Genomic DNA, 14674 nt, shown 5'->3' with positions numbered 1-14674 from the left:
CCTATGAGTGGATTCTTCCACGGCGTTACCGTGACCAACGTCGACACTGGCGCACGCAGCATCGCGCTGCCGTCGTCCTCGATCATCGGCTTGGTCGACACCTTCACCGAAGGCCCTGACGCTACTGCCAAGGCAGGCGATCTGGTGCTGATCACCAGCGAACGCGAAGCGGTCGCGGCGTTCGGCCCTGACGCGGCGATCACCAAGGCCTGCCGCGCCATCTACACCCGCGCCAAGGCGGTCATCGTCGCCTGCGGCGTGGCCAAGCTGAGCGACCCGGCCGAGCAAACCTCGGCGATCATCGGCAGCGTGCTGGCCGATGGCAAGCGCACCGGCCTGCAAGCGTTGCTCGATGGTAAAAGCCGCTTCAACGCCCAGCCACGCCTGCTGGTCACGCCCAAGCACAGCTCGACCGATGCCGTCGGCAATGCGCTGGTGGCCCTGGCCGACAAGCTGCGTGCCATCGCCATCATCGACGGTCCCAACACCACCGACGAGGCGGCTATCGCCTACGCCGGCAACTTCGGCGCCAAGCGCGCGTTCCTGGTCGATCCGGGCGTGCGTTACTGGGACAACGATGAAGCGGCCACAGTGGATGCGCCGGGCTCGGCCTGGGTCGCCGGCTTGTTCGCCTGGACCGACAGCGAGTACGGCTTCTGGGCCTCGCCGTCGAACAAGGAGTTCGTCGGTATCACTGGCACCACCCGCGCGGTGGAGTTCCTCGATGGCGACGACACCTGCCGCGCCAACCTGCTGAACAACGCCAATATCGCCACCATCATCCGCGACGACGGTTTCCGTCTTTGGGGTAACCGTACCCTGTCGAGTGATCCGAAATGGGCCTTCGTCACCCGCGTGCGGACTATGGACATCGTCATGGACGCGATCCTCTACGGGCACAAGTGGGCGGTCGACCGCTCCATCACCGCCACCTACGTCAAGGACGTCACCGAGGGTCTGCAAGCCTTCATGCGCGACCTGAAGAACCAGGGCGCGATCATCAACTTCGAGGTCTACGCCGACCCTGAGCTGAACACCGCCAGCCAGCTGGAGCAGGGCAAGGTGTATTGGAACATCCGCTTCACTGACGTACCGCCTGCCGAAAACCCCAATTTCCGTGTCGAAGTCACCAACCAGTGGCTGACCGAAGTCCTCGATTCTGCCGCTTAAGGAGCGCATCTACATGGCAATGATTCCCGAAACACTGGCCAACCTGAACCTGTTCGTCGATGGCGTGAGCTTCCAGGGCGACGTGCCCAGCCTGACCCTGCCCAAGCTCACCCTGAAAATGGAAGAGCACCGCCCCGGCGGCATGGACATGCCGGTCGAGATGGACCAGGGCATGGAAAAGCAGGAAGCCGCCTTCACCACCACTGGCGTGCGCCGCGAAGCCCTGAAGTTCTTCGGTCTGGCCGATGGCAACGGCTTCAACGGCACCTTCCGTGGCGCCTTCAAGGGCCTCAAGGGCCAGATCAACCCGGTCGTGGTGAGCCTGCGCGGCACCCTCAAGGAAGTTGATATGGGTGACTGGAAGTCTGGCGACAAAGCCGAGATCAAGCACAGCGTCAGCGTCACCTACTACAAGCTGGAAGTCGACGGTCGGCTGATCTACGAGATCGACGCCTTGGGCATGAAGCGGGTGATCGACGGCGTCGACCAACTGGCCGCCCAGCGCGCCGCCCTGGGCTTGTAAGGAGGCTACCCAATGGCTCAAGCGAAAAAGCTTCCCCAGTGGCTCACCGTCGACGCCGAGCGCGTGACCGTGCGCCTGTCGCGCCCGAGCGAGGCCAACGGCGTGCAGGTCGACAGCCTGTCGCTGCGCGCGCCCACCGTGCGTGATATCCGCAGTGCTCAGTTGGGCGGCGCCAAGGACGATGAGCAACGCGAACTGAACCTGTTCGCCTCGCTCGCCGAAGTCGGTGTCAAGGACCTCGAAGGTCTGGCCCTGAAGGACTACAGCCGCCTGCAAAGCGGCTACTTTCGCCTGGTCCAGGACGACGAGCTTTGACCCTGCCCGGCAAAAGGCCGCCGCGCGGCGGCTGGCCACGGAGCTGAACTTTTCCGCGAGCGAGATCATGAGCATGTCGTACCCCGACATGCTCTGGTGGCTCGGGGAGTGACAAGGAGGAACGCATGGCGAACACACAGGTGTTCACCCTCGGCGTCACCAGCAACCAGTCTCTGGGCAGTGCCATCGACACGTTGCGCGAGCCGCTTGAACGGCTGCGCGGGCAGGTCGATGGCACCCGGCTCGGGCGGCTGATCGGCGAGGTCATCCGCCTGGGGCTGGAACTGGACAAGGTACGCCAGGTGGAGCGGCAACTGACCACCGAACAGGCGTGGGCGCATGAGGATCAGATTGATCGGCTGCGACGAGAGGGGGATGAGGTCGAGCGCTTGCGCAGGCGTTACCTGTCTCTGGCACGCAAGCCAATCCAGTTGCACATTGAACGGACCACCGCCGCTGCGACTCCCGATACCGACAGGTCGCCAGCGGCACCTGAGGCTTCAAGGGGCGAGGGCATGGTGCCAGCTGCCCAGCCCTCGCCGAATGATTCTCCAGAGCCAAGAAGCGCTGAGCACGGACGTGTGCCGATGGAGTCGGCCATCCCGGCGCTCAAGGTGATGTTCAGTCTATTAGGCGTCGCCGCGACGGCTCTGCTTCCGTTGGTGGCTTATAAGGGCTACAAGGCTTTACCGCCCGGCGTGCGGCAGGCTGGGCTGAGCAACGCCAAGGAAAACCTGGCGCCTGCGGTCGTATCGTTAGTGGGCGCTGGCGCTGTCGCTTACTTCAAGGACAGCGGTCGCGATCAAGCCGATGTGATGGGCGGGGGCGTGGGAACGCTGCTCGGTACCTTGGGCGGCGCGGTGCTTGGCGGGATGACGAAGACCGCCCTAGGCAAGCAATACGGCCCGCTGATCGGTGGCATCCTGGGGGGCGTTGTCGGTAGCGGGGTAGGCACCTCGATCTTCGACCTGTTTGCCGGCAAGGACAGTGCTGATGGCAAGCAGGTCGCTTCAGCGCAAGGCTCCAGCGCCGCTTCGTCTTCAGGCAGGCGAACAAGCGTAGCCCGAGGCGAAGAGGAAGAGGAGGAGGAAGAAGAGGAGGAAGAGGAAGAAGAGGAAGACCAATCTGAGGCGCAATCCGCGTCGGCAGTCAACTCCGCTGTACTCGGCGTCACTTCGCTCGTCGGCTCGATGGGCAAGACCGCAGCAGCCCCCCCTGGTGCGTCGTTGGCGCGCCGCGCGATGCGGCGTGTACCGGGTCTGTCGTTGCTCACTACAGGTATGCAGCTGGCCGAAACCTACAACAGCGACGCCACTCCAGAGCAAAAGCTGGAAGGTTACGGCACCGCCGTTGGCGGGTTGGGTGGTGGCTTGGCCGGTGCGGCTGCCGGTGCGGCGATTGGTTCGGTCGTGCCGGTCGTTGGCACGCTGATTGGCGGCCTGATCGGCGGGGCACTCGGGAGCATGGGCGGAGAAAGTCTCGGCGGCTTTCTGGGCAAGTCGTTAGGCTCAGGCCCTGACGCCACGCCTACCCCGGCAAACCCAGCGTTGCCACCCCCTCAACCGCCAGCGCCAATCAACCAGCAATTCACCTTCACCGCCAACATGCCGGTCACCTTCACCAACAGCCTGTCCGACCCAAGCGTACTCCAGCAACTGGAAGGTATCGCCCGTCGGCAACTGGAGGAACTGATGCGTCAGGCCCGTTCGGTGCAGCTGGCGGACACCCCACACATCGCACTTTAAGGAGCATCCATGACTTATCTGGAGCAGCTGCAAGCCACGCTGCGCGCCTTGGTCGAGGCGGGGGAGGCAGGGCGGCGGCGAGTCGACGCCATGCTCGACCCGATGGACGAGGCAATCGTTCACGTCAAGGGCGCAGTTACCGAGCTGGAGGGTTTGCCTGTGGTCGGCCCGATCATCGGCGCCAAGCTACAACGCGCGCTGCGCGCCATCGACCGGGCCCAGGCGCGGGTGACCAAGGTGGTTGCCAAGTACGACCAGGCATTGGGCGTGGTGCGCCAAGTGCGTGAACGTATCGACGCGTTTGCCGGCCATGTGGCCAAGGCGGGCGCGGCGATTCGCCGGGTGGTGGGCGAGGTGCGCAGCAGCGTCAGCGGCGTGTTGCAGACCCTGGGCTTCGCGCCCGAGGCCACGCCCGCCGCCGAGGCGGTCAAGCCGTTCCCCCACCTGTTGGTGTTGCAGCCCTTGCAGCCGGGCGCCGCGCCTTACTACTTCAACCTCGACACCGCAGCCTTCGACCAGTTGCGCCGACAAACGCGCTTTCGCTGGGCCGGGCAGGAACGCCTCGGCCGCGACAGTGCGCAACAGGCGGTCAGCCAGGGCGAGGAGCACATCACGCTTAGCGGGGCGATCTTTCCCGGTTTCAAGGGCGGGATTGGCCAGTTACAGGCCTTGCGCAGCATTGGCCGGCAGCTCCAGCCGTTATCGCTGACGACCGGTTACGGCGAAGTCCTGGGTAACTGGTGCCTGACCAGTGTCGAAGAAACCCAGACTCAACTGCAGGCCGGCGGCATTCCACGCAAACAAGGCTTTTCATTGGAGTTCGTAAGTTATGGCCAAGACTTGTACCACGTCTGAGGGCGACCTGTTGGACACCCTTTGCCAGCATTACTACGGGCATTTGGGCGGTGCGGTCGAGGCGGTGCTCGCGTTCAACCAAGGGCTGGCCGACGAAGCGCAGCCGTTTCGCGCCGGGGTCAACATCGTGCTGCCGGAGCTGACCGCACCGGTCAGCGAAACCGTTCAACTGTGGGACTGACAGGGAGGGCGGCGCGGCCACGCGTCGCCCCTTACACGGAGACACCACCATGAAACCTGTGTTCAGCATCCAGGCTGATGGCAACGACATCACCACGCTGATCAACGACCGCCTGCTGCTGATGCGCACCACCGACAAGCCGGGCCTTGAGTCGGACGACTTCGAGCTGCGCATCGACGCCCGCGACGGAGCCTTGGCGTTGCCCGCGCGCGGTGCGGTATTGGCCGTGCACCTGGGGTATGCCGGGCAAGCGCTGCACCTGTTGGGACGTTACACGGTCGATGAAGTGGAGTTGTCCGGGCCGCCAGATACCTTGGTGATTCGCGGCAAGGCCAGTGACCTGCGTGGCAGCGGCAAGACCATCCGCAGCGGCAGTTGGGAGGGTGTCACGTTGCAGCGCATCGTCGCAGACATCGCCACGCGCAACGGCTGGCAGGCGGTGTGCCCGGTGACCACGCAGATACCGCGCATCGACCAGTACAGCGAGTCGGACTTCAACTTCATCACCCGTGTTTCTCGCCAGCACAACTGCACCGCCAAGCTCGCCAACGGTCAGTTGCTGGTGCTACCCCGCCAGGGCGGAACCAGTGCCAGTGGCCAAGCACTGGGCGTGGTAACCCTCAACCGCACTGAGGTTAATCAATGGCAGTTTCGCCTGGCTGATCGAACCACCCACAAAGTTGTGCGCACCCGCCATCAGGATAGCGCCACGGGGCGCTTGCAGACGGTCGAGCTGGATAACGGCGAAGCGCCGGAGGGGTTGCAACCGGTTTATACCGATCGCCATCTGTATCCCAGTCGCGCTGCCGCCGAACAGGCCGCGCGTGCACGCTTGGCCAGCTTCAACCGCGACACCGCCAGCGTGCGCCTGGACATGCCCGGACGCACCGACCTGTTCGCCGAACGCAGCATCGAGGTGCGCGGCTTTCTGGCCGGGCTCGACGGGCTTTACCTGATCGAGTCGGTGGAGCAGGTGTTCACCAGCAGTGGGTGGCGCACCACTTTGCAGTGCAACGGCGGCCAGCAGGGCAAGGCCAAGGCCAAGGGCCGCGCGACGGGAAAGGCCAGCCCGCTCAAGGTGCAGCGTTGAACAGGTGAGCGGCATTTCCCCATGTAGCGGCGCGCGAGCGCTTTTTATAGTCAGCTCCCGCTCAAACGAGAGGCGCTGCGATCTCATTGAAAGCCCCGTGCTTCGAGCCATCGCCCATGAGCGAGTCCCGGCGGCATCTGCCGCCTTTCGATCAGACAGCAATGGAGCATGCCGTGATGGAACTGACTGCACGACAACTGAGTGATATCTACCCCCTCGCCGGTCAACGCGTCGAGGTATTTCTACCCGCGCTGAACGAGGCCATGGCGCGTTGGGACATTGACCATCCCAAGCGCATTGCCGCGTTCCTCGCGCAGGTTGGCCACGAGTCTGGCCAGCTGCGTCACGTCAAGGAATTGGGTAGCGACAAATACTTGGCCCGCTACGACACCGGCCGCCTGGCCAGGCTTCTGGGCAACACCCCTGAGCTCGACGGCGATGGCCAGCGCTATTGCGGGCGCGGCCTGATCCAAGTGACCGGCCACAATAACTACCAGGCTTGTAGTCGTGCGCTGTTTGGCGACGAACGCCTGCTGGCGCAGCCGCAGATGCTTGAGCAGCCGCGCTGGGCCTGCGAGTCGGCGGCGTGGTTCTGGCAATCACGTGGGCTCAACGGACTTGCCGACCAAGGCGAGTTCAACCGCATCACCCGGCTGATCAATGGTGGCCTGAATGGCCTGAGTGAGCGCTTGCAGTTATGGGCCCGGGCGCGGGAGGTGTTGTGTTGAGTCGTTGGCAATTGGGGCTGTGGGTGTTGTGCATGCTGCTGTTCGGGGCGCTGGCCTGGCAGGTCCAGGCCTGGCGCTACGGGCGTCTGCTGGCCGCGCAGGAAACCGAACTTGTGCAGCAGCGCCTGGACCAGGCCGAGGCGCTGCATGGCCTGCTGCTGGCCGAGCGCGAGCAGCGCCAGGGGCTGGAGCGGCGCCTGCACGACAGTGAATCGAAACATTTCAAGGAGCTGAACGATGTTCAGGACGCCCAGGCTCGTTTGCGTGATCGCCTTGCTACTGCCGATCTGCGGCTGTCGGTCTTGGTCGAGCGCGACGCCGGTTGCCGTGCAGTGCCTGCCACCCCCAGCGCCAGCGGCGTGGATGATGGCCCCGTACGCGCCCGACTTGACCCAGCGCATGCTCGACGAATTATCGCCATCACCGATGACGGCGACCGCGGACTGATCGCCCTGCGCGCCTGCCAGGACTATGTGCGTGCTCTGGCACCTTGAGCGCTTGCCAGGCTTTGGGAGGGTGATAGGGTAGGGCGCATTCTTGCCAGGAGACCGTCATGGACCCGATCACTGTTCTCTCCACCCGCCTGGGTGAGCATCTGCGGCGTTTCAACGCTCAGGTCAGTACCGCCGAATCCTGCACCGGTGGCGGCATTGCCGAAGCCATCACACGTGTCCCTGGCAGCTCGGCGTGGTTCGAGGCCGGTTACGTCACCTATTCCAATGCCCAGAAAACCCGCCAGTTGGGCGTGCCCACTGCGCTGTTCACGCAAGTGGGCGCGGTCAGCCAGGAGGTGGTCGAAGCCATGGTGCGCGGGGCCCAGGCGGCCAGTGGCGCGCGCTTTGCCGTGGCGGTCAGTGGTGTGGCGGGCCCGGATGGCGGCTCGGCGGCCAAGCCGGTAGGCACGGTATGGCTGGCCTGGGCCGATGGCGTGCACATCAGCAGTGAGCGGCGTCACTTCGAAGGGGACCGCGAGGCAGTCCGCAGACAGACGGTGATCGCCGCGTTAGACGGCTTGTTACAGCTTGGTGGGGAGTAAATCGCCCAACGGGGGTTTGCGGAAACGAATCCCTGTGGAATAATACTGGCTACTTATACAGTTATTCCGGCCGTCAGGGCCACGTCGAACACGTGAGGATATCAATGGACGACAACAAGAAGCGCGCCTTGGCTGCGGCCCTGGGTCAAATCGAACGCCAATTCGGCAAAGGCGCGGTCATGCGCATGGGCGACCACGAGCGTCAGGCTATCCCCGCCATCTCCACTGGCTCCCTGGGCCTGGACATCGCCCTGGGCATCGGCGGCCTGCCGAAGGGTCGTATCGTTGAGATCTACGGCCCGGAATCTTCGGGTAAAACCACGCTGACTCTGTCGGTCATCGCAGAAGCCCAGAAAAACGGTGCTACCTGCGCCTTCGTCGATGCTGAGCATGCCCTCGACCCTGAATACGCTGGCAAGCTGGGCGTCAACGTCGACGACCTGCTGGTCTCTCAGCCGGACACCGGCGAGCAAGCCCTGGAAATCACCGACATGCTGGTGCGTTCCAACGCCGTCGATGTGATCATCGTCGACTCGGTGGCGGCTTTGGTACCTAAGGCAGAGATCGAAGGCGAGATGGGCGACATGCACGTCGGCCTGCAGGCCCGTCTGATGTCCCAGGCGCTGCGTAAGATCACCGGTAACATCAAGAACGCCAACTGCCTGGTCATCTTCATCAACCAGATCCGTATGAAGATCGGCGTGATGTTCGGCAGCCCGGAAACCACCACCGGCGGTAACGCTCTGAAGTTCTACGCGTCGGTTCGCCTGGACATCCGTCGTACCGGTGCGGTCAAGGAAGGCGACGAAGTGGTCGGCAGCGAAACCCGTGTCAAGATCGTCAAGAACAAGGTCTCGCCGCCGTTCCGTCAGGCCGAGTTCCAGATTCTTTACGGCAAGGGCATCTACCGCAACGGTGAAATCATCGACCTGGGTGTTTCCCAAGGTTTGGTGGAGAAATCCGGTGCCTGGTACGCCTACCAGGGCAACAAGATCGGCCAAGGCAAGGCTAACGCTGCCAAGTACTTGCATGAAAACCCGGCCATCGGTGCTGAGATCGAGAAGCAGATCCGCGATAAGCTGCTGACCGCCGGTGCCGCTGCTGCCGCCGCCGCCAAAGCCGCTGCTGCCGAAGCCGATGCCGATGACATGGCTGACGCCGACGCTAATTACTGATCTGTCCCATGTCCGCCGTACTCGACACCCCCGTCGCCGTTCGGCGGACAGCCATGGACCTGCTTGCGCGCCGTGAGCACGGTCGCGTCGAGCTGACGCGCAAACTGCGTCAGCGCGGTGCTCCCGATGAGTTGATCGAGCCTGCGCTCGATCGGCTTGCCGAAGAAGGGTTGCTCAGCGAAGCCCGCTATCTGGAGAGCTTTATCCGCTACCGTTCCGGTGCCGGTTACGGCCCTGCGCGTATTCGGGAGGAGTTGGGCCAACGGGGCCTTTCCCGTAGCGATATTGAGCAGGCGCTGCGTGAGAGCGAAGTGGACTGGAAAGAGCGCTTGCGAGATGTCTGGCAGCGCAAGTTCGCCGGTCAGCGCCCTGTCGATCCGCGCACCCGCGCACAGCAAACGCGCTTTCTCGCTTACCGTGGTTTTCCCATGGATATGATTGGCAGGCTGCTCAACGGTCGCGACCTAGACGACTATTAATGAATGCCCCGAATAGCCGATGCCGGTAGGTATTGGCTATTCGGGGCATTTTGCGTTCAGCTTACCTTCATGGCCTCCCGTGCCCGTTGCGTGGTGTGCATCGGTTCGGGTTTGGCCCAGTTCTCCGGCAGGTTGATGAAATCCACCAGCTCGCGCAGGCGGCCCAAGGCGCGACCGTTGAAGGCGAAGGTCAATCGGGTCAGGTGGCTGAAGTTGCCTTCCTCATGTTCGACTCCGCTATCTGCTTGCTGGCGATAGCACCCACTCAGGCGCAGGTCAGCGAAGCTCTCTTCGATGTCCTGTAGTGCCGCGTCGCTCAAGCGGTGCTGCATACGAATCACGAACTGATTCTTCAGCCAGCGGCTGGAGTGGTAGTTGCGATAGAACTGCCGGATTTCCTCCACGGCCTCGTCGGCACTGTGGGCCATGCGCACCAGCTTGAGGTCGCTGGGCAAAATGTAACGGTTGGCTTCAAGTTGGCGGCTGATGAACGCCAGTGCGTCCTGCCAGAAGCTGCCGCCCGGTGAGTCCAGCAGGACCACGGGCACCAGCGGGCTTTTACCGGTCTGGATCAGGGTCAGTACTTCCAGCGCTTCGTCCAGCGTGCCAAAGCCACCGGGGCATAGCACGAGCGCATCGGCCTCTTTGACGAAGAACAGCTTGCGAATGAAGAAGAAGTGGAACGGCAATAACCGGTCAGTGCCATCGACCGTGGCGTTGGCGTGCTGCTCGAATGGCAGGGTGATATTGAAGCCCAGGCTGTGGTCGGTGCCGGCGCCTTCGTGGGCGGCGGCCATGATGCCGCCGCCGGCACCGGTGATGACCATCAGGTCGGCGCGTGCAAGCGTAGCGCCCAGTTCACGGGCCAGCGCATACATCGGATGTTCCTGCGGCGTGCGGGCCGAGCCGAATACCGTGACTTTGCGGCGCCCTTTGTAGCGTTCGAGGGTACGGAACGAATGGTCGAGCTCTCGAAGCGCCTGCAGGGTGATCTTGGCGTTCCAGCGATTACGGTCGTCATGCGCCATGCGCAGGACCGTCAGCAGCATGTCGCGATACAGCGCAAGGTTGGGGCTGTTCGGGGCAACCAGTTGCAGTTGCTCGTCGATCTTGCTCAGGTCTATACCCTGTTCCCGGAAGTGCTCGGACAGGCGCTCGTTCGATTGGTAGGGCATTCAACGTCTCCTTCTGCAGCAAAACCTCTGACCGGGCCGATGGTGTGCCCCGGCCGCGACGCCTGATGTGTCGCAGGCTGCTTTGGCTCGAGTGTGCGCGTCGAGCATTGCAGTAGGCCTTCAAGGCCGTGTTGCAGGGTAAAGTCCATCCTCTCTCGTGTGTTTTGAGCGAAACGCAATCGGTAGACGCTCGCTTTCAATCTAGACGCCAGAGCCGGTTCCTGCTGCTGCATGAGGCGGCCAGGGGCCCGCTGGTCGGATAGGATCCAATCTTTTCGAAGCTTTGATTAACTGAACGAGTGGCGGGAGGCGATGCGCGGAGGTGGCACTATGCGTCGGCTGGTGATCGAGGTGGAGACACAACTGTACGCCCAGTTGTCACGGGCGGCTCAAGACAATGGCCTGAGCATTGAGCAGGAGTGCCTGCGGCGTTTGCAGGGCCTGGACCGGCACTCGCATTATCTTCAGGCGTTGCTGGCAGACCTGCGCGCCGAAGAAGAACAGCGACGCGCCAGTGCCCGCGACGAGGTCGCCTGAATCACTTTTTCTTGTTGCCGGCCACGCAGCTGGCGCCGTCGAACGCTTGGTCCATGATCGGCTGATTGGTTTTGTAGACGGTGAAGCGGTAAACCAGCACGGCGCCTTTGGACATCAGTTGACGGTAGCCGTTGTTGCGGCACACGCTGTCACCCAGCTGGCTGCGGACTTGTTCGGGGTTGGCGAGCATGCGCTCGGCGTGACTCTGGCGCACACTCAGGTGGTTGACCAGCGCCTTGCCTTTCTCGACGGTGTACCCTTGGTCGAGGATATCCTCATTGATGGCGCGCGGGGTGCCAACGCTGCTTTCCTTGGCGACCTTCTGCAGCATCTGGGTCAGCTCGTACTCCTGCTTGGAGGCAGCCTGGGCGGCCAGCGGCAGGGCGAGCAGCAGGCTCAGGGTCGGGACGATAAAACGCAGCATGAATCTCTCCTGGTTCGATGACTGGCGCTTTGACCTGCGCCGGCGGGCGGCGTTCCATCAAACCACGTGGTCGCCAGGCCGCCAAAGCAAGGATTATAAAGGAGCGGTGCGCACCGCTGCACGGCAAAACACGAGCGCTCTGGTAGACTGGCACTTTGTTTTCGTCGAGTCGTTCCTGTGTCCGTTCCCTCTTTGTGCCTAGGCCTGCTGCCATGAGCCATGCAGTCGCGCGCTTGCGCGCCGAGCGGCTGGCACGCAGCGTCAAACCTTTCATTGCGCGCGGTTCGCGCGCCGAGCGTTGCCCTGACTGCCGCGTGATCGCCACCCATTGCCTGTGTGCCTGGAAACCTCGCGTGCAGGCCGACTCCGGCGTTTGCCTGCTGATGCATGACACTGAGCCACTGAAACCTACCAATACCGGCTGGTTGATCGCCGACCTCATCGAAGACACCGCCGCCTTTGGCTGGCTGCGTACTTCGGTGGACGAGGGCCTGCTGGCGCTCCTCGATGACCCGCAGTGGCAACCTTACATCGTCTTTCCGGGAGAGTTCGTCGCCCAGCAGCGGGTGGTCAGCGAGGTGGTGCGCGAGCCGGGCAAGCGGCCGCTGTTCATCTTGCTCGATGCGACCTGGACCGAGGCGCGCAAGATGTTTCGCAAGAGCCCGTACCTGGACCGCTTCCCGGTGCTGAGCCTGCAGGCCGAGCAGATGTCGCGCTATCGCCTGCGCCGCTCCAAGCGCGACGATCACTTCTGCACCGCCGAAGTGGCCGCCATGTGCCTGGACCTGGCCGGTGACAACCAGGCCTCGCAAGCGCTAGACGCGTACCTTGACGTGTTCAGCCTGCACTACCTCAGTGGCAAGCGGCGTCTGCCGCTTGACGAGCAGGATGAGGTGCACCGGCGTTTGCATACCTTCCTATAGTCCAAGGGGCAGCCGCGACGGATTGGTTCATACTGTCGCGGCTGACCACCAGGGTAGGCGCGACGACCGGGCATTTGGCTTGACCCCCCGCAGCGTGCTCGTCATCCTTGGCCCCGCTTCGGGCACGGCGAAGCGACTCTCCTGGTTTTCGCCGTGCCATCCCGGCCGACGGCTCTGCCGTCCTGGCCATGAGTTGCCTGCCAGGCGCCCCGTACTCTACGTCTGGCACAGAACAGGATCCCTAGATCGATGGCCACGTACGAAATCCTGATTGCCGATGACCACCCGTTGTTCCGCAGCGCCTTGCGCCAGGCCGTTACCCTCGGCCTCGGGCCCGACGTGCGTTTGGTCGAGGTGGCAAGCATCGCTGAGCTTGAAAACCGCTTGACCGAAAAAGCCGACTGGGATTTGGTCCTGCTGGATCTCAACATGCCTGGCGCCTACGGCTTCTCTGGCCTTGTGCTGCTGCGCGGCCAGTACCCGCAGATTCCAGTGGTGATGGTCTCGGCCCAGGAGGAAGCCGCGGTGGTGGTCAAGTCGCGAGAGTTCGGTGCCAGTGGCTTCATTCCCAAGTCGAGCAACCTGGAGGAGATCCAGGATGCCGTGCAGAAGGTGCTCGATGGTGAGGTCTGGTGGCCGCCCCAGGCATTCGAGAAGGTCGATGTGTCGGCCGAGGCCAAGGCTGCCAGCGAAGGCCTGGCGAGCCTGACGCCACAGCAGTTCCGGGTGCTGACCATGGTCTGCGAAGGGCTGTTGAACAAGCAGATCGCCTACGAACTGAATGTGTCGGAAGCGACCATCAAAGCCCACGTGACCGCGATCTTCCGCAAGCTGGGCGTACGTACCCGTACCCAGGCGGCCTTGCTGTTGCAACAACTGGAATCGGTTTCGGCCGGCTAAATTCGCGCCTTCACGCTTTTTTGACCCTGGTTGAACTAGCCTGCGGGCCTTTTTCTCGGTGTAGTGACGGACACACATGTCGCCATTCAAAGGCCAGACAGGCCTCAAACGTATCTTCAATGCCGCCGGCTATTCGCTGGATGGCCTGCGCGCGGCGTTCAAGGGCGAAGCGGCGTTCCGCCAACTGGTGCTGGTCAATGTGCTGCTGATTCCCACGGCCTTCTGGCTGCCGGTCAGCCGTGGCGAGCGCGCTATCCTGATCGCTGTCTGCCTGCTGGGGCTGATCGTCGAACTGCTCAACTCGGCGGTGGAGGCGGCCATCGACCGTATCTCGCTGGACCGCCACCCGCTGTCGAAGAATGCCAAGGACATGGGGAGCGCCGCACAGCTGGTCGCCATGACCATGGTGGGCCTGGTCTGGGGTGTGATTTTGCTCGGTTGACGTTCAGGCAATCGGCGGCAGCACGATCTCGTCGCTGCGCCGAACGCCTGCGGTGAAGCTGCGGCACAGTTCGAGGAACTCACGCATGGCGGAGGTCTGGTACTTCTGTTTGTGCCAGATGAAGTAGAACTGCCGCGCCAAATCCAGCGCGGGGGTTTCCACCGGCACCAAGCTACCGCGACGGAACGCATCACGCAGGGCCAGGCGTGAGATGCAGCCAATCCCCAGGCCTGATTCGACAGCGCGCTTGATTGCCTCGGTGTGTTCGAGTTCCAGGCGGATATTGAGGTTGGCGCGGTGATGACGCATGGCCTGGTCGAAGGTCAGTCGCGTGCCTGAGCCCTGTTCACGTAAAATCCACGCCTCCTGGGCCAATTGCTCGATGTCGGCGTGCCCGGTTTGGGCGAGCGGATGTTGCGGCGCGCAGAACACCACAAGCTCGTCTTCGACCCACGGTTGTACGTCCAGGTCGGGGTGATTGCAGTCACCCTCGATCAGACCCAAGTCAATTTCGTAATGCGCAACCTGCTGCACAATATGCGCAGTGTTCTGCACATGCAGCTTCACCTGGCTTTCCGGGTGTACCTGCATGAAGCTGCCGATCAGCAAGGTCGCCAGGTAGTTGCCGATGGTCAAGGTGGCGCCCACCGCCAGAGAGCCGAAGCCGGACTTGCCGTTGAGCAAATCCTCGATTTCCTTGGCTTGGTCGAGTAGCGCCACCGCCTGTGGTAACAGCTGATGGCCGAGGGCATTGAGGCTCAGGCGCTTGCCGGCGCGATCGAACAGCTGGCAACTGGACTGGCGCTCAAGTTCGGTGATCGAGGTGCTCGCGGCAGATTGCGACAACGCCAGCACGCCAGCTGCGCGAGAGACGCTCTGGTGCTGGGCGACGGCAACGAATACTTGAAGCTGACGAAGTGTGAATCGCATATCGATATAACCGATAACACATATCTTGATAATTCAGTTAACAGAT

Annotated in this window: 19 protein-coding genes; 16 read left to right on the top strand and 3 right to left on the bottom strand. The window is 62.9% G+C overall.

Annotation, left to right across the window (positions count from 1 at the left end):
- Positions 1 to 3: 3 nt before the first annotated feature.
- The 12 genes from FEM01_RS06620 (at position 4) to recX (ending at position 9297) form a co-directional block, all read left to right on the top strand.
- Complete coding sequence (locus tag FEM01_RS06620; protein WP_138218509.1) at positions 4 to 1170, top strand: phage tail sheath subtilisin-like domain-containing protein; 1167 nt, start codon at positions 4 to 6, stop codon at positions 1168 to 1170.
- A 13-nt stretch (positions 1171 to 1183) separates the two neighbouring features.
- Positions 1184 to 1693, top strand: a complete 510-nt coding sequence (locus FEM01_RS06615; protein ID WP_138218507.1) for a phage major tail tube protein — start codon at positions 1184 to 1186, stop codon at positions 1691 to 1693.
- Between the two features lie 12 nt (positions 1694 to 1705).
- Positions 1706 to 2008, top strand: a complete 303-nt coding sequence (locus FEM01_RS06610; protein WP_138218505.1) for a phage tail assembly protein — start codon at positions 1706 to 1708, stop codon at positions 2006 to 2008.
- Between the two features lie 125 nt (positions 2009 to 2133).
- Positions 2134 to 3753: a hypothetical protein gene (locus FEM01_RS06605; RefSeq protein WP_138218503.1), complete on the top strand. Its 1620-nt coding sequence runs from the start codon at positions 2134 to 2136 to the stop codon at positions 3751 to 3753.
- Between the two features lie 9 nt (positions 3754 to 3762).
- Positions 3763 to 4608, top strand: a complete 846-nt coding sequence (locus tag FEM01_RS06600) for a phage tail protein (RefSeq protein ID WP_138218501.1) — start codon at positions 3763 to 3765, stop codon at positions 4606 to 4608.
- Positions 4583 to 4789 (top strand): tail protein X, encoded by a 207-nt coding sequence (locus FEM01_RS06595; RefSeq protein ID WP_138218499.1) that lies wholly within the window; start codon positions 4583 to 4585, stop codon positions 4787 to 4789. Before FEM01_RS06600 ends, FEM01_RS06595 begins: the two co-directional genes overlap by 26 nt.
- A gap of 49 nt (positions 4790 to 4838) precedes the next feature.
- Positions 4839 to 5879, top strand: coding sequence for a phage late control D family protein (locus FEM01_RS06590; RefSeq protein WP_138218497.1), 1041 nt, complete (start codon positions 4839 to 4841; stop codon positions 5877 to 5879).
- Between the two features lie 176 nt (positions 5880 to 6055).
- Positions 6056 to 6607: a glycoside hydrolase family 19 protein gene (locus FEM01_RS06585; RefSeq protein WP_138218495.1), complete on the top strand. Its 552-nt coding sequence runs from the start codon at positions 6056 to 6058 to the stop codon at positions 6605 to 6607.
- Positions 6604 to 7101, top strand: a complete 498-nt coding sequence (locus FEM01_RS06580) for a lysis system i-spanin subunit Rz (RefSeq protein WP_240791733.1) — start codon at positions 6604 to 6606, stop codon at positions 7099 to 7101. Before FEM01_RS06585 ends, FEM01_RS06580 begins: the two co-directional genes overlap by 4 nt.
- A 59-nt stretch (positions 7102 to 7160) precedes the next feature.
- Entirely contained in the window at positions 7161 to 7643 is a 483-nt protein-coding gene (locus tag FEM01_RS06575; protein ID WP_138218491.1) for a CinA family protein, read from the top strand.
- A 104-nt stretch (positions 7644 to 7747) separates the two neighbouring features.
- Positions 7748 to 8818, top strand: coding sequence for a recombinase RecA (gene recA / locus FEM01_RS06570; RefSeq protein ID WP_138218489.1), 1071 nt, complete (start codon positions 7748 to 7750; stop codon positions 8816 to 8818).
- 8 nt (positions 8819 to 8826) lie between these two features.
- Positions 8827 to 9297: a recombination regulator RecX gene (gene recX, locus FEM01_RS06565; RefSeq protein ID WP_138218487.1), complete on the top strand. Its 471-nt coding sequence runs from the start codon at positions 8827 to 8829 to the stop codon at positions 9295 to 9297.
- 56 nt (positions 9298 to 9353) lie between these two features.
- Here the strand turns inward: recX and FEM01_RS06560 are convergent, their stop codons facing one another.
- Positions 9354 to 10472: an LOG family protein gene (locus FEM01_RS06560; protein WP_138218485.1), complete on the bottom strand. Its 1119-nt coding sequence runs from the start codon at positions 10470 to 10472 to the stop codon at positions 9354 to 9356.
- 330 nt (positions 10473 to 10802) lie between these two features.
- Between FEM01_RS06560 and FEM01_RS06555 the strand changes: the two genes are divergently transcribed.
- On the top strand, positions 10803 to 11009 hold the full coding sequence (locus tag FEM01_RS06555; RefSeq protein WP_138218483.1) for a hypothetical protein: 207 nt from the start codon (positions 10803 to 10805) through the stop codon (positions 11007 to 11009).
- Position 11010: 1 nt separating this feature from the next.
- Here FEM01_RS06555 and FEM01_RS06550 read toward each other — a convergent pair whose 3' ends face one another.
- On the bottom strand, positions 11011 to 11433 hold the full coding sequence (locus FEM01_RS06550; protein WP_138218481.1) for a quorum-sensing-regulated virulence factor family protein: 423 nt from the start codon (positions 11431 to 11433) through the stop codon (positions 11011 to 11013).
- Between the two features lie 212 nt (positions 11434 to 11645).
- Between FEM01_RS06550 and FEM01_RS06545 the strand changes: the two genes are divergently transcribed.
- The 3 genes from FEM01_RS06545 to FEM01_RS06535 all read left to right on the top strand — a co-directional run bounded on the left by FEM01_RS06545 (position 11646) and on the right by FEM01_RS06535 (position 13698).
- A complete protein-coding gene (locus tag FEM01_RS06545) occupies positions 11646 to 12356 on the top strand; it encodes a tRNA-uridine aminocarboxypropyltransferase (protein WP_138218479.1) in 711 nt (236 codons plus the stop codon).
- Positions 12357 to 12605: 249 nt separating this feature from the next.
- The gene (gene erdR, locus FEM01_RS06540) at positions 12606 to 13256 is read left to right on the top strand and encodes a response regulator transcription factor ErdR (protein WP_138218477.1); all 651 of its coding nucleotides are present in this window, start codon (positions 12606 to 12608) and stop codon (positions 13254 to 13256) included.
- A 76-nt stretch (positions 13257 to 13332) separates the two neighbouring features.
- Entirely contained in the window at positions 13333 to 13698 is a 366-nt protein-coding gene (locus tag FEM01_RS06535) for a diacylglycerol kinase (RefSeq protein ID WP_138218475.1), read from the top strand.
- Positions 13699 to 13701: 3 nt separating this feature from the next.
- Here the strand turns inward: FEM01_RS06535 and finR are convergent, their stop codons facing one another.
- Positions 13702 to 14628, bottom strand: a complete 927-nt coding sequence (gene finR / locus FEM01_RS06530; RefSeq protein WP_138218474.1) for a LysR family transcriptional regulator FinR — start codon at positions 14626 to 14628, stop codon at positions 13702 to 13704.
- Positions 14629 to 14674: the final 46 nt, after the last annotated feature.

Source organism: Pseudomonas mosselii, assembly GCF_005796105.1.
In the GTDB taxonomy this organism is placed as follows: domain Bacteria; phylum Pseudomonadota; class Gammaproteobacteria; order Pseudomonadales; family Pseudomonadaceae; genus Aquipseudomonas; species Aquipseudomonas mosselii_C.
This window is presented reverse-complemented; position numbering and strand designations above follow the sequence as displayed.